This window comes from Domibacillus epiphyticus (assembly GCF_001975785.1).
GTDB lineage: Bacteria > Bacillota > Bacilli > Bacillales > Domibacillaceae > Domibacillus > Domibacillus epiphyticus.
The window spans coordinates 158,366-181,944 of the sequence record NZ_MSFI01000001.1 but is presented as its reverse complement, the minus strand read 5'-3'; the positions used below and the strand labels follow the sequence as shown (position 1 = coordinate 181,944).

Here is a 23,579-nt window from a genome sequence, read left to right as displayed (position 1 = left end):
AGCGGGAAAAATCCCGCTTCATCGTGAATTATCGGCGCAAACCGAGTTTTTGGATCAACTCGCGGTAGCGTGCAACGTCCTTGTTACGAAGATACGTAAGCAAGTTACGGCGACGACCTACCATTTTCAAAAGACCACGACGTGAATGATGGTCTTTTTTATGCGTGCGTAAATGATCATTCAAAGTGTTGATTTGTTCAGTCAATACAGCAATTTGCACTTCTGGAGATCCAGTATCGGACTCATGCGTTCTGTACTCCTGTATTAGTTCGTTTTTGCGTTCTTGTGATAATGCCATTGTTTTGCTTCCTCCTTTAATTTGTTTCATCCCCGTCAGCCGAGCATGCGTTGGAGACTCGCTATGCCAAGCAGCGGTTCAAAATGTTAAGCACTGTACATTATACGAAATTTATTTACTTTGGTCAAGGAGTTTTGTCGAAGAAACGGATGGCAGACTGCTTGTCTTTTTCAATTTGAGCGGATAGTTCTTCAATCCCGTTAAATTTTTGTTCTCCCCGAAGGCGAATGTACCAGTCTACATCTACTTCTTCTCCATATATATCTCCATTAAACTGAAAAATATGCACTTCAATTGATAAAACAGGCTTGTCCGGGCTTTTAAACGTCGGCCTATAGCCAACATTGCACACTCCTTCAAACCACTTATCCTGTACACGCATTTTCACCGCATATACACCTGTCAAAGGCAAAAAGTACGAATCATCTGGTTCAATGTTGGCGGTCGGAAAACCTAATTTCCGTCCTCTTTTATCGCCATGAATAACCGTCCCCCGCATTCTGTATGGCCGGCCAAGCAGGTCAGATGCATCACGGACTAACCCGTTTGACAATCGGTCACGCACCTTTGTCGAACTTACTTTTTCTTCTTCAAATTCAAGTTTATTCACTGCTGTATATTCGAACTGCCCGCGTGAATGGAATCGCATTGTTTCCATTGTCCCTTTTCCAAGCCGGCCATATGTATAGTCGAATCCAGCGATGACATGTTGAACGTTTAGTCCAATAATGTATTCATCTATAAACTGCTGCGGCTCAAGTGCGGCAAAATCCGATGTAAAACGGACAATAAACAAATAATCGACACCGAATTCCTCAATTAATCGTTTCTTTTCCTCAAGGGGCGTAATATGGCGAATATGCCTGTGTTTCCGGCCGAGTACGACGGATGGATGCGGATCAAACGTCATGACTCCACTTTTCCATCCATGTTGGTCAGCGATTTTTTTGGCAGTTGAAATAACCTTTTGATGTCCTTTGTGCACGCCGTCAAAAAAACCGAGCGCGAGTGCCATTGGCTCAAAGCGCTCTCTCTTTTGTTCATGCGGATGACGCAGCATCACTATCTCCATAATTTGACACCTGTCTCTCTTTCAGTCTGGCATTACTTTAACCGGCTTCATTTTCCCTCTTTTTTCCGGATGAAGTTGATAAATCGCCAGCAGCTGTCCATTCAAAAATACCGCTGTTTCTTTTTCCCCGTCCGGCCAGTCAGAAGGCACCGGGAGTACTGCCCCATTTTTTATCATTACTGCTACTGTATCATTTACGTCCCACTTGGGCAAATGAGAAACCGCAATTTCGACCGGTTTTAACACGTCTTCCGGTGTTCTTTCAGCTAGCTCTGACAATGTCACGCAGTCTTTTTTATAAAACCCGCCTGAACTTGTGCGTACAAGTTTCGACATATGAGCAGGATAGCCCAGAGCTTCACCGATCATAACCGCAAGCGTTCGGATGTATGTCCCTTTTCCACACGCCACGCGAATGGTAAAACGGGCAGTGTCTTCATCGTGTGTAATGCTGCTGACCAGTTCAATATGATCAATGGTTACGATTCTAGAAGGGCGCTCTACGGTCTGGCCCGCACGCGCATATTCATAAAGGCGCTTTCCATTCACTTTTACAGCAGAATACATGGGCGGTGTTTGCTCAATTCGGCCTGTTAACTGGTCAAATACCGGCAGCAATTGTTCTTCGGTAATGGGTGTCTCCACTTTTTTTATTTCAATAACCGCACCGGATGCATCTTCTGTTTCTGTTGAAACGCCAATTGTGACTTCCGCTTCATACATTTTTCCGCTCTCTGTTATATATTCAGCGAGACGAGTCGCTTTTCCAATGCAAAGGGGCAATACCCCTTCCACATCGGGGTCGAGCGTGCCGGTATGCCCGACTTTTTTTGTTTTCAATATTTTGCGTACTTTAAAAACACAGTCGTGTGATGTCATGCCTTTTTCTTTCCAGAGCGGTAAAATTCCGTTCATTTTTACTCCTCCTTGTTCATAAAAAAAGATGCCAGACAAACAGCAGACCTGGTCCGCTGCTGTCATGGCATCTCATTTTTTTAGGACGGATCGTCTGAATCACCAATTTCTCTTAAGAGAGAATCAATTCTGTTTCCATATGCTACGGATTCATCGAATTCAAACATAAGCTCCGGCGTCTTGCGAAGTCGGATTCGCTGACCAAGTTCAGAACGGATAAAGCCTTTCGCTTTTGCGAGTGCTTTTAATGTTCCTTCACGCTCATCTTCACCGCCAAGCACCGTTATATATACCGTTGCCTGCTGCAAGTCACCTGTTACTTCTACATCCGTTACGGTTAAAAAACCGATACGCGGATCTTTTACTTTCCGGCTTAAAATATCCGTCAATTCTTTTTTCATTTGTTCTGCGACACGATTTGAACGCATTGTCATGTATACCACCCCTTAAAACGAAAGGTTATTTGCGCTCGATTTCCTGTTCGATAAACGCTTCAATAATATCTCCTTCTTTTACATCATTGAAACCGCGAATTGTAATTCCGCACTCATAACCTTGCGCTACTTCTTTTGCATCGTCTTTAAATCGCTTCAAAGCATCGACTTCGCCTTCGAAAATGACGATGCCGTCGCGGATTAACCGCACGCCGGAATCGCGTGTAATTTTTCCTTCTGTTACATAGCTTCCGGCAATCGTACCGATTTTGGATACTTTGAATGTTTGACGAACTTCTGCCTGGCCGATAATTTTTTCTTCAAATTCCGGATCAAGCATACCTTTCATCGCTGCTTCAATTTCTTCGATTACTTTATAAATAATGCGGTGAAGACGCACTTCTACTTCCTCAGCTTCAGCCGTACGCTTCGCATTCACATCAGGCCGTACATTAAATCCGATGACAATTGCGTTTGATGCAGAAGCTAGAATAATATCAGATTCAGTAATTGCACCAGCACCTGTATGGATGATTTTCACGTTGACGCCTTCTACTTCAATTTTTTGAAGAGCTGCCGCTACAGCTTCGACAGAACCTTGTACGTCAGCTTTTAAGACGATGTTCAAATCTTTCATTTCACCCTGCTTCATGTGTTCAAACAAATTATCAAGGCTTACTTTTGTTTTTTCTGAACGCTGTGCAAGCAAAGCTTCCTGCGCTCGTGACTCACCGATTTGACGCGCTGTTTTTTCGTCTTCAAATACTACGAAACGGTCGCCTGCAAGTGGCACTTCATTCAAACCCGTAATTTCAACCGGCGTCGATGGACCAGCTGTTTTGACACGGCGGCCAATATCATTGACCATGGCGCGAACGCGGCCAAATGTATTGCCGACAACAATTGGATCGCCGACATTCAGCGTACCATTTTGAACGAGCAAAGTCGCAACGGAACCACGGCCTTTGTCAAGTTCAGCTTCAATTACTGTACCCATTGCTTTGCGCTTCGGATCTGCTTTTAACTCTTCTACTTCTGCAACGAGAAGAATCATTTCAAGCAACGTATCAATACCTTCACCGTTCTTAGCCGAGAGTGGAACAAAAATCGTTTCGCCGCCCCACGCTTCAGGAACAAGGCCGTGTTCTGTCAACTCTTGCATAACACGATCCGGATTTGCTGCCGGCTTATCGATTTTATTTACAGCTACAATAATGGGCACTTCCGCTGCTTTCGCATGGTTGATCGCTTCAACTGTCTGAGGCATAACGCCATCATCCGCTGCGACTACAAGAATCGTAATATCTGTTACTTTTGCGCCTCTTGCACGCATCGTTGTAAATGCAGCATGTCCCGGTGTATCAAGGAACGTAATTTTTTTGCCATTTGTTTCAGCCTGGTAAGCACCGATATGCTGAGTAATGCCGCCTGCTTCGCCTTCTGTCACTTTCGTGTTGCGAATCGAATCAAGAAGCGTTGTTTTCCCATGGTCAACGTGACCCATAATCGTTACGACTGCCGGACGTTCAACTGCATTTTCTTCTGCATCTTCATCTTCAAAATACGTTTCAAGGTCCGCTTTATCAATTAAAATTTCTTCTTCTACCTCGACATTAAACTCACTTGCCACTAGTTCAATCGCGTCTTTATCAAGCTCTTGATTGATTGTCGCCATAACACCAAGCATGAACAACTTTTTAATAACGTCTGATGGTTCAACGTTCATTTTTTTCGCCAGTTCGGCTACTGTCAATGAACCTGAGAATACGATTTTTTCTGGGATTTCTTTCTTTTTCACCGGCATCTGCGGTTTTGGAGCTCCTTTACGCTGTCCGCCTGAACGGCCTTTCCCACGCGGTCCGCCATTAATTCCGCGCTGTCCAGGCTTCGAGCCGCCGCGTGCGCCGCCTCCTTGCTTTTGCTGTGCGCCTGGTTTTGAACCTGTTGGTTTCGGTTTTGCCGGTCCACGGTTTTGTGCCGGCTTACTTGATGATTTATTCGCTGATTGTTGGTTGTTCGATTTATTATCCAAGTTTGAATAGCCTCCTTGTCATGACCATTTTTTTTGGTCATTCCCCGTCGATAAGTGCCTTCAACTTTTTCGCGAATCCGGCATCCGTTACGGCCACGACGACACGGGCATCTTTGCCAATCGCCTGACCCAGTGCCTCCCGGTCTTGTATACGCCTGACCGGTACGCGGTAAAAAGCAGCCTTATCGGTAATTTTCTTTTCTGTATTGCGCGATGCATCCTCTGATAAAATCACGAGTTTTGCATTGCCGCGCTGAATTTCTTTAACGGTTAATTCCTCACCGGAAATAATTTTACCGGCCCGGTTTGCAAGTCCTAAAAAGGATGTCCATTTGGGTCCAGCCATTTTATTTTTCGTCCTTTGTGATGAATTCCAGCAGTTCATCGTAAATAGACGATGGTACTTCTGCGCTAAGCTGACGGGCAAGAACATTTTTTTTCTTTGCCGTTTCCACCGCTTCTCTCGTTTTAGAGACATATGTTCCGCGCCCAGATTTTTTACCAGTCGGATCGACAGATACTTCGCCTTCTTTTGAACGTACGATTCGGATCATTTCTTTTTTCGGTTTCATTTCTCCCGTTGCCGCACATTTACGGAGCGGGATTTTTTTCGGTACAGGCATCGCTGTCCCTCCTTATTCGATTTCTTCTGAAAAGAAATCTTCAAGGTTGTCATTAGTAGACTCAAACTCATCATCCTGGTCATTCAGCTTGCTGTTTTCAGATGGATAAATGCCTGCCGCGCGTGCATCTGTTTCACTTTTAATGTCGATTTTCCAGCCGGTTAATTTTGCAGCAAGACGTGCATTTTGACCGCGTTTTCCAATTGCAAGGGATAATTGATAGTCAGGAACGATCACGGTAGTGGCTTTATTTTCTTCATCCACGCTTACTTCGACAACTTTCGCCGGGCTGAGTGCGTTCGCAACGAAAACAACTGGATCATCGGACCATTTGACGATATCAATTTTTTCACCTTTTAACTCGTTCACAATCGCCTGAACGCGGTTTCCTTTCGGACCGACACATGCACCGACCGGATCCACTTCCGGATTTTCCGCATGAACCGAGATTTTCGAACGGTCCCCTGCTTCACGTGATACAGAGCGAATTTCAACCGTACCGTCAAAAATTTCCGGAACTTCAATTTCAAATAAACGCTTTAATAACCCTGGGTGAGTACGAGATACAAAAATTTGCGGCCCTTTTGTCGTCCGCTCCACTTTCGTAATAAAAACTTTAATCCGGTCATGAGGCTTATATGTTTCGTTTGGCATTTGCTCTGACTGCGGCAGCAGCGCCTCAATTTTACCAAGGCTCACATATATAAAACGTGCATCCTGACGCTGAACAATGCCTGTCATAATATCTTCTTCGCGGTCGATAAATTCAGAATAAATAATACCTCGTTCCGCTTCGCGTACACGTTGTGTAACAACCTGCTTTGCCGCCTGCGCTGCAATACGGCCGAAATCTTTCGGAGTCACTTCCATTTCAACTATATCCCCGATTTCATAAGCCGGGTTAATTAACGCAGCATCTGGTGCGGCAATTTCAAGGCGTGAATCAAATACTTCGTCCACAACTTCTTTGCGGGCAAACACACGCATCGAACCGCCTTCAAGATTTAAATCTACCCGAACGTTTTGCGCCTGGTTAAAATTTCGTTTATATGCGGAAACAAGTGCCGCTTCAATTGCATCAATTAATAAATTTCGTTCAATTCCTTTTTCTTTTTCAAGATAAAGAAGGGCATCATATAGCTCTGAGCTCATTGGCCAAAAGCCTCCTTACGTAAATATCTTATTAAATTTTTTAAAATGTGACGGCTAAGCGCGCTTTTGCCACTTTAGAAAGTGCAACAGTTAATTGTTTCTTGCGTGTTTTCACCGCATATTCAACTGTTAACTCTTCACCATCAAATGAAAGCAGTGTGCCTTCATACGTTTTTTCTCCATCAATTGGTTCATATAGCTTTATATTGACATACTTACCGACAGCGCGTTCAAAATCCTGTGTTTTCTTCAGTGGTCTTTCCGCGCCAGGCGAGGACACTTCCAGAAAATAATTGTGTGGAATAGGGTCCGGATCAAGCGCATCCAGTTTCTCGCTTAATCGTTCACTTACAACCGCACATTCTTCAATGTCAATGCCGTTTTCTTTGTCAATGTACAAACGCAAAAACCAGTTTTTTCCTTCTTTTACGTACTCCATGTCAACGAGTTCAAGATGTAATTCGTCAATGATTGGCAAAGCGATTTTTTCTACCGTCTCGATGATTTTACTCATGTGTTATCCTCCCGCATGAAAAAATTTGTTTCGGAACATCCCCGCAACAAACACGAAAGAGTGGGGGCGGCCCACTCTTTCGAAGAGAGTTATCATGCAATTTCCATCTTTAAGGCTACCATAATAAGGCCCTTTTTGCAAACAGCACATTAGAATAACGACAGCTGATTTTGGTCAGGCAGCGCATCAAGGCAGCCCATTTTCTCCAAATATTCCATAATCGTTTTCGACACTTTTCCACGCTGCTGCAAGTCTTCTTTTGATAAAAATTCACCATTTCCCCGCGCTGCGACAATATTTTTCGCCGCATTCGTTCCTAAACCAGGAAGAGCGTTAAACGGCGGGATAAGTGAATCACCGTCAATGATGAATTCATCAGCACTTGACCGGTAAAGATCGACTTTTTTAAATGTAAAGCCGCGTTCTACCATTTCCAAGGCTAGCTCGAGAACAGTCATTAAGTTCTTTTCTTTTGGTGAAGCATCAAGCCCTTTTGAATTAATTTCCTGCAATAATGCTTTAATCGCTGCAGATCCTCTCGACATCACGTCAATTTCAAAGTCTTCTGCCCGTACTGTAAAGTATGCAGCGTAATATAATAACGGCAAATGCACTTTAAAGTATGCAATACGAACAGCCATTAACACGTACGCGGCAGCATGGGCTTTCGGGAACATGTATTTGATTTTTTTACATGAATCAATATACCATTCCGGCACTTCATTTTTACGCATCTCTTCTTCCATTTCGTCAGACAACCCTTTTCCTTTACGGACGGATTCCATGATTTTAAAGGCGAATGCCGGATCGAGTCCCTGATAAATTAAATACACCATAATATCATCGCGGCAGCCGATTACGTCAGACAATTCGCAGATGCCGTTTTGAATTAATTCCTGGGCATTGCCCAGCCATACGTCCGTTCCATGCGACAGACCGGAAATCTGAACAAGTTCTGAAAATGTCGTTGGTTTTGTTTCTTCAAGCATTTGACGAACGAACCGAGTGCCAAATTCCGGAATGCCAAGCGTACCTGTTTTGCACATAATCTGCTCTTCCGTTACACCAAGTGATTCCGTCCCACTAAAAATTTTCATTACTTCCGGATCATCAGTCGGAATTGTTTTTGGATCAATGCCGGATAAATCCTGCAGCATGCGGATGACCGTTGGATCGTCGTGCCCAAGAATATCGAGTTTCAACAAGTTGTCATGTATTGAATGAAAATCAAAGTGTGTTGTTTTCCACTCTGATTTATCGGAATCAGCCGGATACTGAATTGGAGAAAAGTCATATATGTCCATGTAATCAGGAACAACAATAATACCGCCGGGATGCTGGCCTGTCGTCCGTTTGACACCCGTACAGCCCGAAACTAAACGATCCACTTCAGCGCTTCGGTATTGCTTTGTATACTCTTCTGCGTACTTTTTCACGTATCCATACGCTGTTTTTTCCGCCACTGTGCCGATCGTTCCTGCTCTATAGACATACTCTTCGCCGAACAGCTCTTTCGTATAGTTATGGGCCCGCGGCTGATACTCGCCAGAAAAGTTTAGATCAATATCCGGTACTTTATCTCCTTTAAAGCCAAGGAATGTTTCAAATGGAATGTCGTGTCCGTCTTTTCTGTACGGGATGCCACAGTCCGGACAGTCTTTGTCCGGCAGATCAAATCCGGACCCTACCGATCCATCATCAAAAAACTCCGATTTTTTGCATGTCGGACAAACATAATGCGGGGGCAGCGGATTCACTTCCGTAATTTCCGTCATCGTTGCGACGAATGATGATCCTACGGAACCACGGGAGCCTACAAGATAACCGTCATCAAGTGACTTTTTCACAAGTTTATGTGAGATCAGGTAAATAACGGCAAACCCGTGCCCGATGATGCTTTTTAATTCTTTTTCAAGGCGGGCTTCCACTATCTCCGGCAGTTCATCTCCATAAATACTTCTCGCCATCCCATAACTCATTTCACGCATTTCTTCGTCGGCGCCTTCAATTTTCGGCGTATACAAATCATCTTTGATCGGCTTTACGTCTTCTATCAGATCAGCAATTTTATTTGTGTTTTCAACAACGATTTCATGCGCTTTCTCTGATCCAAGAAAAGAAAATGTATCAAGCATTTCGTTTGTTGTCCGAAAATGGACGTCCGGCAGCGTCTGACGGTTCAGCGGATTCGCACCGCCCATAGAGGAAATGAGAATATGGCGGTACACCTTGTCTTCTTCATTTAAATAATGCACATTTCCCGTTGCGACAACCAGCTTGTCCATTTCTTCCCCAAGCTGAATAATATTATGAATAATATCCTCAAGCCCTGCTTCATCTTTAACCAGTTCCATTTCAATAAGCGGAGCATGAACCGGTTTCGGCTGCACCTCAAGATAATCATAAAACTCTGCCGCTTGGCGCGCTTCTTCAATCCCTTTTTGCATCATTGCTTCGAACACTTCACCTTTATTACAGCCGGAGCCAATCAATAGGCCGTTCCGGTGTTTTTGCAAAACGGAACGTGGAATGCGCGGCACTCTGTAAAAATAATTAATATGTGATAGGGAGACAAGCTTAAACAAGTTTTTTAACCCTTCCGCATTTTGCGCCAAAATCGTGCAGTGATATGGACGAGCCCGCTTGTAAGCACCGCCTTCACCCATATAATTATTAAATTCATTGTGCCGTTTAATGCCTTTTTCATCAGCGTCTTTTAACAGCTTCAATAAAATATATCCAGTCGCTTCGGCATCATAAATCGCCCGGTGATGCTGGGTTAATTCTACGTCAAATTTTTTCGCGAGTGTATTAAGACGATGATTTTTCATATCGGGATACAAAAGACGCGCTAGTTCCAGCGTGTCAATGACTGGATTTCCTGCTCGTCCAATTCCATATTTCTGATAACCCGTTTGAATAAAGCCCATATCAAATGATGCATTATGGGCAACTAAAATCGCATCGCCGCACCATTCTTTAAAATCACGAAGCGCTTCGTCAACGTCTGGCGCATCTCTCACCATTTCGTCGGTGATCCCCGTTAATTCGATCGTTGTCGCCGACAGCGGATGATGGGGATTGGCAAACCGCTCAAACCGGTCAATAATGTCTCCGTCTTTTATTTTGACAGCAGCAAGCTCAATAATCGTGTCATATACAGCGGATAGACCGGTTGTCTCGACGTCGAATACAACGAACGTATCCGTTGCCAGTTCCCGATCCGCATCTTCATAGGCAATCGGCACCCCGTCATCGACCAAATTCGCTTCCATTCCGTACAATATTTTAATGCCGTTCTTTTTTCCAGCGCTGTAGGCTTCCGGAAACGACTGTGCGACCGCATGATCCGTAATTGCAATTGCCGAATGACCCCATTTTTTAGCCTGGCCGACAAGTGTGCTGATTGACGTGACCGCATCCATCTGGCTCATAGGTGAATGCAGATGAAGCTCAACACGTTTACTCTCTGCTGTATCTTCTCGCGACGGAGGCCGAATTTCATTTATATCGTTTGCAATCATAACAAGGTCACGCACAAATGTATCATTTTGAACTGATCCTCTTACGCGGACCCACATCCCTTTTTTGACACGGTTAAACATCGCCGCATCTTCTTTGTCGCGGGAAAACATTTTAACCATTAATGAATCCGTATAATCGGTGATTTTAAACGTAAGTAATGTGCGGCCGCTGCGCAGTTCTTTCGTTTCCGCATCAAAAATATAGCCCTCGGACGCAATGCGGCGTTCTTCATCGATAATTTCCTCAAGCCGTTTAAATTCACTGTCTGCTTTAATCGTGTAGCCAATCGTTACAGGACCCGAATCTTCCACAGCACCAGCCTCTTGTTCTTTCGCCCGGTTTTGCATGTCGATAACAGCCTGTCTTGCCCGTTCAGCGTCTTCTTTTCGCTTTTCTTCGAGAAATTTCTCATACTCCTCATTTTGTGCTTTCTCTGACACCTGCACATCAAATGTAAGCGGCGGAAATCCTAAACTTTCATATACTTCACAAAGGCGGCGGCCGTATTTATTTTTAAGCGCCATTCCTTCCATTTCATTTTGTGTTTGTATGATTAATTTCGTGCCGGACACTCCCGGTTTTTGTTCATTTAATGCAGCCAGAAGAGGCGGCGCAATGCCTTCAAGCTGCCGGATGCAGTAAGTCCAGTAGTCTGTAATATCCTCCGAAGTACATGATCTCTCATTAATTTCGATGCTAAATGTGACCGATGCAAAAGAAGAAAACGTACTGCTGAGCGCATCCGCAAATCTCATTAAAACACGGCACGGGATAATGGTCTGCGCTGAAAAAACAAAATGCCACTTTTTCTCCTGTTTCAACACAGTCAATTTTTTTATTTCCGTATGTTGAAAATGCTGGACGACTGCGTCTTCTGTAAGACGAAGCTGATCCAGCAATATTAAAAATCGACTCCGGCCGCTGGATGTATCTCCATTCATGCTTTTTCCCCCTTACGTAGAAAAGGATGAGCGGCAAAAGCCGGTCATCCTCTTCTGTTTAAAGTGAAGCTTGAAGCTCACGAATGACGTTGACAACATTTTCGATCGTTGCTTCAACCACATCACCCGTTTTACGTACTTTTATTTCTACAATGCCTTCTGATGCCTTTTTACCGGCCGTTACACGAATAGGCAAACCAATCAAGTCACTGTCGGCAAACTTAACGCCTGCACGCTCAGCACGATCATCCATTAATACACTTAAGCCTGACTGACGTAGAGAATCATAAAGTGTATCCGCCGCCGCCATTTGGGATTCCTCTTTGACATTGACTGGAATAAGGTGAACATCAAATGGCGTAATGTTAGCCGGCCAGACAAATCCTTTTTCATCATTAAACTCTTCCGCAATCGCTGCGACTATGCGCGATACACCGATTCCGTAACAACCCATGATCATTGGCTGCGTACGCCCATTTTCATCAAGGTACACAGCATTCATCGCTTCGCTGTATCTAGTGCCAAGTTTAAATATATGCCCTACTTCTATCCCTTTGGCAAATTGAATCGTTCCATGCCCGTCTGGCGATGGGTCGCCTTCTAGAATAAAACGAAGATCAGCATATTGATGTACGTTAAAATCACGTTCAACATTGGCATTTACGTAATGCCAGCCATCTTCATTCGCCCCGCAGACAATATTTGCGATTGATTGAACCGCATTATCGGCAATGATCTTTACATTTGACGGTAAACCGACCGGACCGAGCGAACCAAACGGTGCACCAAATAGTTCAGAGGCTTCCTGCTCAGCCGCCATTTCTACTGTACCGGCATTCAGCAAGTTTTTCAATTTAATATCATTAATCTCATGATCTCCGCGTGCAAGTACAACGACCAATTCATCATCTGCTTTAAAAACGAGTGTCTTTATGCATTGTTCAGCGGGCACGTTTAATAACGAGGCAACTGATTCAATCGTTTTTGAACCCGGTGTAGAGACTTTTTCAAGCGGTTTTTGAGCATCTGTACTTTTTTCATAAACTGTTACAACTGGTGCCATTTCAACGTTCGCTGCGTAACTTGACGTATCAGAATACGCAATTGTGTCTTCACCGATATCAGATAAAACCATAAATTCATGTGTATCTTTGCCGCCCATTGCACCTGAATCTGCTATAACAGCCCGGAAATTCAACCCGCAGCGGCGGAATACGTTCGAATACGCTTCAAATAGACGGTCGTATACTTCGTCCAGGCTTTCCTGTGAGGAATGGAATGAGTATGCGTCTTTCATGACAAACTCTCGACCACGAAGCAAGCCGAAGCGTGGACGTTTTTCATCGCGGAATTTTGTTTGAATTTGATAAAGAGTCAAAGGCAGACGCTTATATGACTTCACTTCATCTCTAACGAGTGCTGTAATCACTTCTTCATGAGTAGCGCCGAGTGCGAATTCACGTGAATGACGGTCTTTCAAACGCATCAATTCCGGACCGTACGTTTGCCAGCGGCCGGATTCCTGCCATAGTTCTGCCTGCTGGAGTGCCGGCATTAATAATTCAACTGCACCTGCATTGTCCATTTCTTCGCGAACGATGTCTTCCACTTTGCGGAGCATTTTTTTCCCAAGCGGCAAATAACTATATACACCGCTCGCATTTTGCCGTATAAAGCCGGCGCGGAGAAGAAGCTGATGACTTTTCACTTCTGCATCAGCAGGCACTTCTCTCATTGTTGGAATTAACGTTTTGCTTTGCTTCATTCAATCGCACCTCGAATAAAAATAATTAATCTATTATTGTAAAAAGAAACGCTGGATATCGTTCCATGTGACGACAATCATTAATAACATTAATAATGCAAAGCCGACGAAATGAACCATTCCCTCCATCTGCCGGTCAACCGGCTTCCCACGTACGGCTTCATACAAGAAAAACATAAGCCGTCCTCCATCAAGTGCAGGTAATGGGAGCAAGTTCATTATACCAAGATTAATGCTTAACACACCAGCCCATTTCATTAAATACAAAATGCCTGATTTCGCAACGGTATCCGTTGCCGCATAAATCCCTACAGGGCCGGATAACATATCAATCTCAAATTGACCGGTTACAATTGTCCCTAGGAGACGGCCAATTTCAGTAGTCCAGAAATATACTTCTTTTGCGCCGTACGTAAATGCTCCGATAAAAGATTTTTCAAACGGACTGTGGACGCCAATACGCCCGAATGTTTCCCCTTCCGCTTCTTCTATTGTCGGCGTAACGTCCAGCGACATTTGTTCGCCATCGCGCTCAATGTCAAATGTAAGCTCCTTGCCAGGGCTGTCTTGAATGACTGTGACAATACCTTCCCATGATGACATCGGCTCACCGTCAATCGCGAGTACATGGTCACCTTCTTTAAGTCCAGCCTCAATTGCTGCACCGTCCTCTGTCATTTTGCCCAGCATCGGATCATTCGTCGGAATTCCCTGAATGATGGCGATCAATACAAATACGATAAAGGCCAGAATAAAGTTAAACAGAGGACCTGCAAAAATAGCCATTGCGCGCTGCGGAAGTGTTTTAGAATTAAACTGGCGGTCCCAAGGCGCAATTTGTGTACTTAAGTTGTCTTCTGTCAGTAACGCTTCACGATGTACGCGGTATGTTTTTAATTCCTCTTCGCCTTCTTCGTATCCACTGATTGTCAGCCCGTGCTCAAGATCCGCTTTTTCAATTTCAATAACCCGCGCTTCTTTATAGCGATCCCGGCCATTTACTATTAAATGAACGGCTTCTCCTGCCACATTAAAGACGACGCCAATGCGCTGTCCTGCTTTCAATTCTGTCATTTCTGGATCTTCGCCTGCCATGCGGACATACCCGCCAAGCGGCAGCAGGCGAATCGTATAAACCGTTTCTCCTTTTTTATGGGCAAATACTTTTGGCCCAAAGCCTATCGCAAATTCCCGGCACAGAATTCCCGCCCTTTTAGCAAACAGGAAATGACCGAGCTCATGAAAAAAAACTAGCGAGCCAAATATTACGATAAACGCGATTATGGTATTCAAACGTTTCTAACCACCTTTTTATGATAAGAATGAGCGTACAAACGCTCTTGCTTCAGCATCCGATTCTATAATAGCACCCAGTTCGGGTGAAAGAATCGAATGATGGTGTTCCATCGCCCGCTCCACCACTTCTTCAATTTGTAAAAAAGTAAGTTTTCCGTTAAGAAAAGCAGCGACAGCTTCTTCATTGGCTGCATTCATGACAGCAGGCATCGTTCCGGCTGCTCTTCCCGCTTCATATGCCAGACGAAGCATCCGGAATCTGTTGAAATCCACCTTTTCAAAATGGAGCTGACCAAACTCCGCTAAATTCAGCGGTGCTGTATCCTGCAGCGGCAGACGGTCTGGCCACGTCAGTGCATATTGAATTGGCACCCTCATATCTGGTGAACCAAGCTGCGCCATTACGGAACGATCGTGAAACTCTACCATCGAATGAATGATGCTTTCCCGATGTAAAATAACATCTATTTGATCATATGGCAAGTTAAAAAGCCAGTGTGCTTCAATCACTTCGAGTCCCTTATTCATCATCGTTGCAGAATCAACGGTAATTTTGGCACCCATCGACCAGTTTGGATGATTCAGAGTTTGTTCAACCGTTACATCCGCGAGCTCTTCCCGCTTTTTATCTCTAAAACTTCCACCTGATGCAGTTAAAATAATTCGGTTTACATTTTTCCCATGTTCACCTTGCATGCATTGAAAAATTGCCGAATGCTCACTGTCGACCGGAAGCAGTTCAACTCCTGCTTTTTTAGCGGCAGCTGTCACAATATGACCTGCCGTCACAAGCGTTTCTTTGTTGGCAATGGCGATTGTTTTTCCTGCTTCTATTGCTTTTAATGTCGGCTGTAACCCGACACTGCCAATCACGGCATTCACGAGTGTATCAGCTTTTTCATGGACGGCGGCCTCTTCTAGCCCTTTCGATCCGTGGAGGACCGTAATGGCAGGGTACTCGGTCTGCAGACGCTCTGCATCCTCTTTTTCAAGAACAGATACGAGTGCCGGACGAAACTCGTTAATAATCTGTCTTGCTTTATCCACATTTTTTCCGGCCGAAAATGAAGACAAAGCGAATGAATCTGGATGCTTTCTTATAATGTCGAGCGTTTGCACACCGATCGAGCCTGTTGCCCCGAGCAAACTAATCGTTTTCAAAAAATCATCTCCTTACAGTAATTGAAGCATATGTAACAGCGGGAATACGAACAGCCAGCTGTCTGTCCGGTCTAAAATCCCTCCATGTCCGGGCAATAAACTCCCAGAGTCTTTTACATTATAATGGCGTTTCAACGCAGACTCTGCGAGATCCCCAATTTGTCCTGCAACAGATAAAAAGGCTGTGGCGAGCAGCACCCAAACGGCACTCGCTTCAAAATCAAGTATAAACAAAAAAATGACGGCTACTATAACAGCCGATCCAATACCCCCAAAAAAGCCCGCAACGGTTTTGTTTGGACTGATTTCCGGCCACAGTTTTCGTTTACCAATCGAACGTCCGACAAAATAGGCTCCTGAATCTGATGCCCACGTAACAAGCAGCGCAAAAAAGACAAAAGCAATCCCTTCTTCTCTCGTTTCGATCATATACGAAAAACCGAAGCCGATATAGAGCGGTACAAGTACGCAAAATGCCGCTTCATCAAATGTAAATCGATTTTTTGATAGAACTGTATAGACTAATAAAAGAAGGACAAATATAAATGTTAATTCCATCTTTCCATATCCTGCATCTTGCCAACCTTGTGCAATTGATGATGGCATAAGCAGTAAAAAAGAAAGCAAGACAGACGCCAAGCCAGGCAATGACATAGCCCGAATGCCTCTCATTTTCAACGTTTCAAGAACGGCTGCTGCACTCATTAAAAACACAAGCACAATAAAAGGCACTCCACCGTATAAAACAATCGGCAGAAATGCCGCTGCTGCGATAACACCCGTTACAATTCTTTGTTTCATAATTCAAAATCCCCCAGCTTATTCATCACGACAACCCGCCGAAACGCCGCGACCTTTTTTGATAAGCGGCCACTGCTTCAAGAAGGTCTTCTTCTGAAAAATCTGGCCATAATACATCTGTAAAGAAAAACTCTGTGTAGGCAAGCTGCCAAAGCATAAAATTACTTAAACGGTGTTCACCGCTCGTGCGGATCAGTAAATCCGGCTCTGGTAAATGACTTGTCATTAAATAGCGGGAAATCGTTTCGTCCGATACACCACAGTTTGGCAATACACCGGATTGTACGTCATTCATTATTGCCTGAACCGCGTTTGCAATTTCTGCACGGCTGCCATAATTTAATGCAAAATTTAAGATAAGACCATCATTGCCGGCAGTTTTTTCAATTGCGTTTTGAACAGCCCGTTTTGTATGAGCAGGCAGTTTCTCCATGTCGCCAATCATTTCTATACGGACGTTTTCCTCTATAAGCTCCGGTAAAAAGGTGGATAAAAATTCTTCCGGTAATTTCATTAAGAAATCGACTTCCAGCTTTGGACGCTTCCAGTTTTCCGTTGAAAACGCATAAAGGGTCAATACTTTAACGCCAATTCGATTGGCACAGCGGGTAATCTCCCGTACAGTTTTCATGCCTTCGTTGTGTCCGGCAATGCGCGGCAGAGCCCTTTTTTTTGCCCAGCGGCCGTTTCCATCCATTATGATGGCAATATGTACAGGCACATTTTCTTCCGATATCGTTTTATCCCCTGTTTGTTTTGATTGCCAGAACCACTGTTTTTGTCCCATACAAAATCCTCCACATCGCTTCTTCCTAACCATTTTACCATACAAGGCGATTTCATTGGAAATGCGGCGAATTCATCCATAAAAAGAAACCCTCTTGCCAGCAAGAGGGTTTGCTAATTACACTTCCATAATCTCTTGTTCTTTATCTTTTGCGATTTCATCCACTTTTCGAATGTAATCATCTGTCTGCTTTTGAACGTCTTCTGTATAGCCGCGAAGATCATCTTCTGTTAAATCACCGTTTTTTTCACTTTTTTTCAGCTCATCATTCGCATCTCGGCGAATATTACGAATTGCCACTTTCGCATCTTCTGCTTCCTTTTTCACGAGCTTTGCAAGTTCTTTCCGGCGTTCTTCAGTCAATGCCGGGAAGTTTAAACGAATGACAGAACCGTCGTTTGATGGTGTTAATCCAAGATCCGATTTTAATAGCGCTTTTTCGATATCGCCCATCGATGTTTTATCGTATGGCTGAATCACAAGGAGACGAGCTTCCGGAATATTGATGGAAGCAAGCTGATTAATCGGCGTTGGCGCACCGTAGTAATCAATTGTAATACGGTCCAAAACGTTCGCACTTGCCCGGCCGGCACGGATTGATGCCAGTTCGCGTGTGAAAGCTTGAATCGCTTTGTCCATTTTTTCTTTAGACTGGTTGATAATTTGCTGTGTCAAGATTATTTCCCCCTCACGATTGTTCCGATGTTTTCACCCATTACAACACGCTTGATATTTCCTTTTTCCATTACTGAAAAAACGACGAGCGGGATATCGTTATCCATACATAAAGAAGAAGCTGTTGAATCCATGACTGCCAAACCTTCCTTAATAACATCAAGATAAGATAATTCCGTATATTTTACTGCGCTTGCATCCACTTTTGGATCCGCACTGTAGACACCGTCCACATTGTTTTTCGCCATTAAAATAACTTCTGCTTCAATTTCAGCAGCACGTAAAGCGGCTGTTGTGTCAGTTGAGAAGTAAGGGTTCCCTGTCCCAGCAGCAAAAATGACAACTCGTCCTTTTTCAAGGTGGCGAATCGCTCGTCTGCGAATGTACGGTTCTGCAACTTGACGCATTTCGATCGAGGTTTGAACACGCGTTTCAATACCCAGCTGTTCCAGGCTGTCCTGTAATGCCATCGAATTCATTACGGTTGCAAGCATTCCCATATAATCAGCAGTCGCACGGTCCATGCCCATTTCACTGCCGATTTTACCACGCCAAATATTGCCGCCGCCAACAACAACTGCTACTTGTACGTCAAGTTCACTTACTTCTTTTACTTGTTCTGCAACTGATTGAATCACTGCAGGATTAATCCCAAAACCGGCTTCCCCTGCAAGTGCTTCCCCACTTAATTTTAATACAACGCGTTTATATTTAGGCTGGCTCATGTAAACCTCCATCTGTAATGTACATGAAATCCCTCACCGGAGCGGCAAGGGATTCCACTTATTCCATTCCGCCCCGCGGAAAAGGAATCATTATTTTTTCACTTGGCTCATAACTTCTTCAGCAAAGTTATCTTGGCGTTTTTCTAATCCTTCGCCTACTTCATAGCGAACGAATTCTGTCAATGTTGCGCCTTTTGATTCAAGGAATTGACGTACTTTTTGATCTGGATCTTTAACGAACCCTTGATCCAAAATGCAAACTTCTTCAAAGAATTTACCAAGGCGGCCTTCAACCATTTTCGCAACAATGTTTTCCGGTTTGCCTTCATTCAATGCCTGCTCAGTCAATACTTTACGCTCACGGTCTACTTCTTCTTCAGAAACCTGGTCGCGTGATACATATTTAGGATTTAGTGCTGCGGCATGCATCGCAACGTCTTTCGCTGCTGCTGCGTCAGTTGTACCTTCAAGAATAGCAAGCACACCAATGCGTCCGCCCATGTGCAAGTATTCGCCAAATGCTGCGTTTTCGCCTTTTGTACGGATTTCAAAACGACGCAGAGTAATTTTCTCACCAATTTTAGAAATGGCTTCGCTGATGTACGTATCAACAGTTTTACCATTTCCCATTGTTTGTTGAAGTGCTTCTTCTACAGATGCAGGTTTGTTAGCTAGAAGATGTGCCGCGATATCTTTCACAAGAACCTGGAAGTTTTCGTTTTTAGCAACGAAATCAGTTTCTGCGTTTACTTCAAGAAGAACAGCTGTGTCTCCTTCGCTAGTGATGAATGTCGTACCTTCTGCTGCGATACGATCTGATTTTTTCGCGGCTTTCGCGATCCCTTTTTCACGAAGGTAGTCAATTGCCTGGTCCATGTTTCCATCAGTCTCAACTAATGCTTTTTTACAGTCCATCATACCTGCGCCTGTTTTTTCGCGTAATTCTTTAACCATTTGAGCAGTAATAGCCATTAATATTCCTCCTTTAATATGTAGAGAGCAATACCCGCTTACAGCGAGTCACGACAGCATTTCGGCAGCTAGCCGATTTTCGCTCTCAAAGCTTATTTCTTTAAAAAAAGGTGATAAGGGTATCCCTCTTATCACCTTTGTGTACATTACTCAGCTGCAGCTTCTGCTGTTTCAGCTTCTACTGCTTCTTCTTGAACTTCTGCTTCAGCGATTTCTTCACCTTGCTTCGCTTCAAGAACAGCGTCAGCCATTTTACCAGTCAAAAGTTTTACAGCGCGGATTGCGTCATCGTTTGCAGGAATAACGTAATCGATTTCGTCCGGATCACAGTTTGTATCAACGATACCAACGATCGGGATATTCAATTTACGTGCTTCTGCTACTGCGATGCGTTCTTTGCGCGGGTCAATAATGAAAAGGGCATCTGGAAGACCTTTCATGTCTTTAATACCGCCAAGGAATTTCACAAGACGCTCATGTTCTTTTTTAAGCTGAACAACTTCTTTTTTCGGAAGTACTTCAAATGTACCGTCTTCAGCCATTTTTTCGATGTTTTTCAAACGTTGAACGCGTTTTTGGATTGTAGAGAAGTTTGTAAGTGTACCACCCAGCCAGCGTTGGTTTACATAGTACATACCTGAACGTTCAGCTTCTTCTTTTACAGACTCCTGAGCCTGTTTTTTCGTACCAACGAACAATACTTTACCACCGTCACCGGCAACTTCTCTTACAAATTTGTACGCCTCTTCCACTTTGCGAACGGTTTTTTGAAGATCGATGATGTAGATCCCGTTACGCTCCTGGAAAATGTACTTTTTCATTTTTGGGTTCCAACGGCGAGTTTGATGACCGAAGTGAACACCAGCTTCAAGCAATTGCTTCATTGAAATTACTGACATGTTTATTTCCTCCTGTTTGGTTGATTTTCCTCCGCCTTTATCATTTTCAGACAAAATCCGTCATGGACGGCACCGTCTATCTGAATCAAAAGACGTGTGTATTAACACCGTTAGTTACTATATCACAACAAGACTTCACCCGCAACTATTTTTATTGATTGCGCTGAAATTTTAAACCAAGCTGCACTTCTGTAACGCCAATCTGCAGTTTCCGAGCAATATCCTCGTCTGATAGCCCCTGTTTTTTCAGTTCCATCATCTTCTCTATTGTAGACTGTTCGGACGGCTGCTTCGGTTCTTTCTTAATACCGGCATAGGCTTTCGCCGCTGTTTTACGTGGAACGACCGGAGGAAGCTGGACAGCGTTCACCTTCTCTTCATCAGGCTCTGGCATTGTTTCGTTTCGTTTGTACTGAGTTTTCGATAACTGCGTGATAAGCTGCTCGTTTTCTTCTTTTAAATCCATCAAAAAGGCTGTCATCATTTCTTCTGTTTCCGCTGCCATCTGCTGCATCTTTTTTTCTGTCTTCTTCATAATATTTTGCCGCTGGAATAATAAAATAAACGCAAGCAGACTGACCGCATGCAGCAATAATGAAATCGTCATTAAAAACGTCGTCATAATTCTCCTTACCCGCTTATATCAATCTGCTTTCCTTTAAAAGGGTGAGCTGATTTCTTTTTTTCTTCCTGTTTTTTTTTCTTTCTTTGTCTCTGCTGCTCGTTTTGGCGGTCACGGTCTTTTAAGTTCAGTTTATCAATGTTGTCACCTTCAACTACCGCTTTCCGTTTCCATTGAGCTTCTTTTTCCACATCTTCATTCGCGTTTTGCTGCGCGGCAAGACCATTTTGCTGCTGTTCCTGAACCGCTTTTGAAGCTTCAAATGTTCGAGGGAGAGCCACCTGCATTTCAACTGATTTAAAATCCATACCGCACCCCGTTTCATACTAAAATTCATTATCTTGTTTTTATGAGCTGCTGTTTTAATTTAAACAGCGCTTTTGAATGAATTTGCGAAATCCGGGACGTGGATAACCCAAGAATTTCACCGATTTCTGTAAGCGTCAATTCTTCTTTATAGAAAAGGTCGATAACCAGCTGTTCTTTTTCCGTCAATTTTTCAATTTGAGCAGTCAGCTCGTTAATTTGCTCATGTTTGACAAGTTCATCTTCAGGTGACATCGTCTTTTCATCTTTAATCGCAAATCCGGAACCGTCTTGCTGATCCAATTCATTCACCTGTTCATCCGTCGATAGGACGTGTGAAAAAAAATGTTCCGCCATTGTATCATGGACATCATCCGCAGTGATCCCGAGTTCTTCCGCCACTTCCTCTGCCGTCACGGTTCGTAAATAGCGCTGCTCAAGTTTCGAAACTGCCGCTTCGATTTTTTTTGATTTTTCTCGGGCAGCACGTGGAAGCCAATCCGCTTTTCGCAGTCCGTCTAAAATGGCACCGCGGATTCGAAACGAGGCATACGTATCGAATTTCAAGTCACGCGAAGGTTCAAATTTTAACAGTGCGTCGTACAAACCGGATAAGCCAAAACTCGTTATCTCTTCCCTGCTCACCGCTTTCGGAAGAGTGGACGCAATTCGCCGGCTATGAAAGGTCACAAGGGGCATGTAACGGGCGACGAGTGCATCTCCATCGTCCGGATGTTTCTCTTTTTTCCACCTTTCCCAGAGATCATGCTCTTCGTGCGGCGTAAACTTTGTCATTTGATCCCCCCTCACCTGACCTAAACGGACAGAAAAGTTCTTACCTATTATTTTAAAGAAAAGTCGTCCATTTGCCAACAATGAGCACAAAAAAGCAGCGGAAATGAAAACCGCTGCTTTTTACAACTGTTGTTCGCCTTTATTAACAGTCCGAATGTGGAGAATTGAGGTGGATGGATCGAACTCAATCGTCCGGCCGCTGTTTCCCCCTACATCTTCAGCCATTAATGGAATTCGCGCTATTTGTAATTGCTGTTTGACTGCATTTACATTACGAGGTCCAATTTTCATTAAATCCGTTCCGGACTTGAACTGAAACATTTGGGCGCCACCCGCTATTTTAGCCTTTAGCCGAGATGCCTTGGCACCGATTAGTGTCAACTCTTTAATAAGGGAAGGCACCCCCGTATCGGCGAATTTCGCGTCATTCTTCATTTCTGATTTCGCAAGGCTTGAATCCGGAAGCATAACATGAACCAAACCGGCAATTCGGGCCGTTTCATCGTACAAAACGACACCGACACAAGACCCGAGACCGGACGTGCGAATTGTACCCGGAGGCTGGACGACATTCATGTCAGCAATCCCTACTTTTACGACATCCCGCACATTACTCATTGTACCCGGCTCCAAGTGCCTCAAAAATCACCGGGAACGACTCTGGAGATAGCAGAAAAAAGAAATGTCCTTTTACTGTTTCTACGTTTCCCGCATCCAATTCTGTCAAAATCGTATCAATGACAATGGCAAAGTCACTGTACTGAGAAATTTCGAGTAAGCCATAGCTGATGATAGCACCGAACATGTCTACCGCAAGTTCTGGTACAGATGGCTGTAATTTTAAGCGTGTAAAATCACTAAGTGCCGATAAATATGAGCCGGATAAAATATTTCCCATCTCCTGCATTGCCGAGAAACCGATAGGCTGCGAATCAGGGTTATGGAATGTAAAAGAGTCGTCAGTCATCAATTTCTGAATAAAACGGTCCGCTTCTTCTACTGTCAGCATGAAAAACATGTTGCCGCCAGCTTCTCCTTCTATACAAAGACTGACACTGACAACTTCTTTTTCCGAACCACCCGTTAGCTCTAGCATTTCTGAAAACGGAACAACCCGGACACTCGGTACTCTCATATCAATTTTTCGGTTCAGGAGGGTGGACAGCGATGTGGCAGCATGTCCCGCTCCTATGTTGCCAATTTCTTTTAAAATGTCAAGGTGCATAGGCTGTATTTTCTCAAAATAGTTCATGATGAACCGCCCACCCG

24 protein-coding genes are annotated in these 23,579 nt (G+C 44.0%); all 24 read right to left on the bottom strand.

Annotation, left to right across the window (positions count from 1 at the left end):
* Positions 1–28 precede the first annotated feature (28 nt).
* The 24 genes from rpsO to BTO28_RS00820 all read right to left on the bottom strand — a co-directional run bounded on the left by rpsO (position 29) and on the right by BTO28_RS00820 (position 23,562).
* Positions 29–298: a 30S ribosomal protein S15 gene (gene rpsO, locus BTO28_RS00935; RefSeq protein WP_076763086.1), complete on the bottom strand. Its 270-nt coding sequence runs from the start codon at positions 296–298 to the stop codon at positions 29–31.
* A gap of 124 nt (positions 299–422) precedes the next feature.
* Positions 423–1,370, bottom strand: a complete 948-nt coding sequence (gene ribF / locus BTO28_RS00930) for a bifunctional riboflavin kinase/FAD synthetase (RefSeq protein ID WP_076763084.1) — start codon at positions 1,368–1,370, stop codon at positions 423–425.
* Positions 1,371–1,391: 21 nt separating this feature from the next.
* The gene (gene truB / locus BTO28_RS00925) at positions 1,392–2,285 is read right to left on the bottom strand and encodes a tRNA pseudouridine(55) synthase TruB (RefSeq protein ID WP_076763083.1); all 894 of its coding nucleotides are present in this window, start codon (positions 2,283–2,285) and stop codon (positions 1,392–1,394) included.
* Between the two features lie 80 nt (positions 2,286–2,365).
* The gene (rbfA, locus tag BTO28_RS00920; RefSeq protein ID WP_076763081.1) at positions 2,366–2,719 is read right to left on the bottom strand and encodes a 30S ribosome-binding factor RbfA; all 354 of its coding nucleotides are present in this window, start codon (positions 2,717–2,719) and stop codon (positions 2,366–2,368) included.
* A gap of 25 nt (positions 2,720–2,744) precedes the next feature.
* Positions 2,745–4,751 carry a translation initiation factor IF-2 gene (gene infB, locus BTO28_RS00915; protein WP_076763079.1) on the bottom strand — a complete coding sequence of 669 codons (2,007 nt, stop codon included), beginning with the start codon at positions 4,749–4,751 and terminating at the stop codon, positions 2,745–2,747.
* Positions 4,752–4,788: 37 nt separating this feature from the next.
* A complete protein-coding gene (locus BTO28_RS00910) occupies positions 4,789–5,097 on the bottom strand; it encodes a YlxQ family RNA-binding protein (protein WP_076763076.1) in 309 nt (102 codons plus the stop codon).
* A 1-nt stretch (position 5,098) separates the two neighbouring features.
* Positions 5,099–5,374 carry an RNase P modulator RnpM gene (rnpM, locus tag BTO28_RS00905; RefSeq protein ID WP_076763074.1) on the bottom strand — a complete coding sequence of 92 codons (276 nt, stop codon included), beginning with the start codon at positions 5,372–5,374 and terminating at the stop codon, positions 5,099–5,101.
* 12 nt (positions 5,375–5,386) lie between these two features.
* On the bottom strand, positions 5,387–6,526 hold the full coding sequence (nusA, locus tag BTO28_RS00900) for a transcription termination factor NusA (RefSeq protein WP_076763072.1): 1,140 nt from the start codon (positions 6,524–6,526) through the stop codon (positions 5,387–5,389).
* A gap of 40 nt (positions 6,527–6,566) precedes the next feature.
* Positions 6,567–7,040, bottom strand: a complete 474-nt coding sequence (gene rimP / locus BTO28_RS00895) for a ribosome maturation factor RimP (RefSeq protein WP_076763070.1) — start codon at positions 7,038–7,040, stop codon at positions 6,567–6,569.
* A gap of 149 nt (positions 7,041–7,189) precedes the next feature.
* Positions 7,190–11,506, bottom strand: a complete 4,317-nt coding sequence (locus tag BTO28_RS00890) for a PolC-type DNA polymerase III (protein WP_076763068.1) — start codon at positions 11,504–11,506, stop codon at positions 7,190–7,192.
* Between the two features lie 58 nt (positions 11,507–11,564).
* A complete protein-coding gene (locus BTO28_RS00885) occupies positions 11,565–13,271 on the bottom strand; it encodes a proline--tRNA ligase (RefSeq protein WP_076763066.1) in 1,707 nt (568 codons plus the stop codon).
* A gap of 33 nt (positions 13,272–13,304) precedes the next feature.
* On the bottom strand, positions 13,305–14,564 hold the full coding sequence (gene rseP / locus BTO28_RS00880) for an RIP metalloprotease RseP (protein ID WP_076763064.1): 1,260 nt from the start codon (positions 14,562–14,564) through the stop codon (positions 13,305–13,307).
* An 18-nt stretch (positions 14,565–14,582) separates the two neighbouring features.
* Positions 14,583–15,728 carry a 1-deoxy-D-xylulose-5-phosphate reductoisomerase gene (gene dxr / locus BTO28_RS00875; RefSeq protein ID WP_076763062.1) on the bottom strand — a complete coding sequence of 382 codons (1,146 nt, stop codon included), beginning with the start codon at positions 15,726–15,728 and terminating at the stop codon, positions 14,583–14,585.
* A 12-nt stretch (positions 15,729–15,740) separates the two neighbouring features.
* Entirely contained in the window at positions 15,741–16,529 is a 789-nt protein-coding gene (locus BTO28_RS00870; protein WP_076763060.1) for a phosphatidate cytidylyltransferase, read from the bottom strand.
* 25 nt (positions 16,530–16,554) lie between these two features.
* Positions 16,555–17,316, bottom strand: coding sequence for an isoprenyl transferase (locus BTO28_RS00865; RefSeq protein WP_076763058.1), 762 nt, complete (start codon positions 17,314–17,316; stop codon positions 16,555–16,557).
* Between the two features lie 117 nt (positions 17,317–17,433).
* Positions 17,434–17,955 (bottom strand): ribosome recycling factor, encoded by a 522-nt coding sequence (frr, locus tag BTO28_RS00860; protein ID WP_408606623.1) that lies wholly within the window; start codon positions 17,953–17,955, stop codon positions 17,434–17,436.
* A 38-nt stretch (positions 17,956–17,993) separates the two neighbouring features.
* A complete protein-coding gene (pyrH, locus tag BTO28_RS00855) occupies positions 17,994–18,716 on the bottom strand; it encodes a UMP kinase (RefSeq protein ID WP_076763054.1) in 723 nt (240 codons plus the stop codon).
* Positions 18,717–18,806: 90 nt separating this feature from the next.
* On the bottom strand, positions 18,807–19,688 hold the full coding sequence (tsf, locus tag BTO28_RS00850; protein WP_076763052.1) for a translation elongation factor Ts: 882 nt from the start codon (positions 19,686–19,688) through the stop codon (positions 18,807–18,809).
* A 146-nt stretch (positions 19,689–19,834) separates the two neighbouring features.
* Entirely contained in the window at positions 19,835–20,587 is a 753-nt protein-coding gene (gene rpsB, locus BTO28_RS00845) for a 30S ribosomal protein S2 (RefSeq protein WP_076763050.1), read from the bottom strand.
* Positions 20,588–20,738: 151 nt separating this feature from the next.
* A complete protein-coding gene (locus BTO28_RS00840) occupies positions 20,739–21,209 on the bottom strand; it encodes a DUF6115 domain-containing protein (RefSeq protein ID WP_076763049.1) in 471 nt (156 codons plus the stop codon).
* Positions 21,210–21,217: 8 nt separating this feature from the next.
* Complete coding sequence (locus BTO28_RS00835) at positions 21,218–21,517, bottom strand: hypothetical protein (RefSeq protein ID WP_076763047.1); 300 nt, start codon at positions 21,515–21,517, stop codon at positions 21,218–21,220.
* Positions 21,518–21,545: 28 nt separating this feature from the next.
* Positions 21,546–22,310: a FliA/WhiG family RNA polymerase sigma factor gene (locus tag BTO28_RS00830; RefSeq protein ID WP_076763045.1), complete on the bottom strand. Its 765-nt coding sequence runs from the start codon at positions 22,308–22,310 to the stop codon at positions 21,546–21,548.
* Positions 22,311–22,430: 120 nt separating this feature from the next.
* The gene (locus BTO28_RS00825) at positions 22,431–22,928 is read right to left on the bottom strand and encodes a chemotaxis protein CheD (protein ID WP_076763044.1); all 498 of its coding nucleotides are present in this window, start codon (positions 22,926–22,928) and stop codon (positions 22,431–22,433) included.
* Entirely contained in the window at positions 22,921–23,562 is a 642-nt protein-coding gene (locus tag BTO28_RS00820; RefSeq protein ID WP_076763042.1) for a chemotaxis protein CheC, read from the bottom strand. The genes BTO28_RS00825 and BTO28_RS00820 overlap by 8 nt, the downstream gene beginning before the upstream one ends.
* Positions 23,563–23,579 lie beyond the last annotated feature (17 nt).

What these genes read in the sequence shown, in the direction of transcription:
- rpsO (WP_076763086.1), bottom strand. Translation starts at nt 298, where the DNA reads ATGGCATTATCACAAGAACGCAAAAACGAACTAATACAGGAGTACAGA.
- ribF (WP_076763084.1), bottom strand. Translation starts at nt 1,370, where the DNA reads ATGGAGATAGTGATGCTGCGTCATCCGCATGAACAAAAGAGAGAGCGC.
- truB (WP_076763083.1), bottom strand. Translation starts at nt 2,285, where the DNA reads ATGAACGGAATTTTACCGCTCTGGAAAGAAAAAGGCATGACATCACAC.
- rbfA (WP_076763081.1), bottom strand. Translation starts at nt 2,719, where the DNA reads ATGACAATGCGTTCAAATCGTGTCGCAGAACAAATGAAAAAAGAATTG.
- BTO28_RS00910 (WP_076763076.1), bottom strand. Translation starts at nt 5,097, where the DNA reads ATGGCTGGACCCAAATGGACATCCTTTTTAGGACTTGCAAACCGGGCC.
- rnpM (WP_076763074.1), bottom strand. Translation starts at nt 5,374, where the DNA reads ATGCCTGTACCGAAAAAAATCCCGCTCCGTAAATGTGCGGCAACGGGA.
- nusA (WP_076763072.1), bottom strand. Translation starts at nt 6,526, where the DNA reads ATGAGCTCAGAGCTATATGATGCCCTTCTTTATCTTGAAAAAGAAAAA.
- rimP (WP_076763070.1), bottom strand. Translation starts at nt 7,040, where the DNA reads ATGAGTAAAATCATCGAGACGGTAGAAAAAATCGCTTTGCCAATCATT.
- BTO28_RS00890 (WP_076763068.1), bottom strand. Translation starts at nt 11,506, where the DNA reads ATGAATGGAGATACATCCAGCGGCCGGAGTCGATTTTTAATATTGCTG.
- BTO28_RS00885 (WP_076763066.1), bottom strand. Translation starts at nt 13,271, where the DNA reads ATGAAGCAAAGCAAAACGTTAATTCCAACAATGAGAGAAGTGCCTGCT.
- BTO28_RS00870 (WP_076763060.1), bottom strand. Translation starts at nt 16,529, where the DNA reads ATGAAACAAAGAATTGTAACGGGTGTTATCGCAGCAGCGGCATTTCTG.
- BTO28_RS00865 (WP_076763058.1), bottom strand. Translation starts at nt 17,316, where the DNA reads ATGGGACAAAAACAGTGGTTCTGGCAATCAAAACAAACAGGGGATAAA.
- frr (WP_408606623.1), bottom strand. Translation starts at nt 17,955, where the DNA reads ATGGACAAAGCGATTCAAGCTTTCACACGCGAACTGGCATCAATCCGT.
- pyrH (WP_076763054.1), bottom strand. Translation starts at nt 18,716, where the DNA reads ATGAGCCAGCCTAAATATAAACGCGTTGTATTAAAATTAAGTGGGGAA.
- tsf (WP_076763052.1), bottom strand. Translation starts at nt 19,688, where the DNA reads ATGGCTATTACTGCTCAAATGGTTAAAGAATTACGCGAAAAAACAGGC.
- rpsB (WP_076763050.1), bottom strand. Translation starts at nt 20,587, where the DNA reads ATGTCAGTAATTTCAATGAAGCAATTGCTTGAAGCTGGTGTTCACTTC.
- BTO28_RS00840 (WP_076763049.1), bottom strand. Translation starts at nt 21,209, where the DNA reads ATGACGACGTTTTTAATGACGATTTCATTATTGCTGCATGCGGTCAGT.
- BTO28_RS00835 (WP_076763047.1), bottom strand. Translation starts at nt 21,517, where the DNA reads ATGGATTTTAAATCAGTTGAAATGCAGGTGGCTCTCCCTCGAACATTT.
- BTO28_RS00830 (WP_076763045.1), bottom strand. Translation starts at nt 22,310, where the DNA reads ATGACAAAGTTTACGCCGCACGAAGAGCATGATCTCTGGGAAAGGTGG.
- BTO28_RS00825 (WP_076763044.1), bottom strand. Translation starts at nt 22,928, where the DNA reads ATGAGTAATGTGCGGGATGTCGTAAAAGTAGGGATTGCTGACATGAAT.
- BTO28_RS00820 (WP_076763042.1), bottom strand. Translation starts at nt 23,562, where the DNA reads ATGAACTATTTTGAGAAAATACAGCCTATGCACCTTGACATTTTAAAA.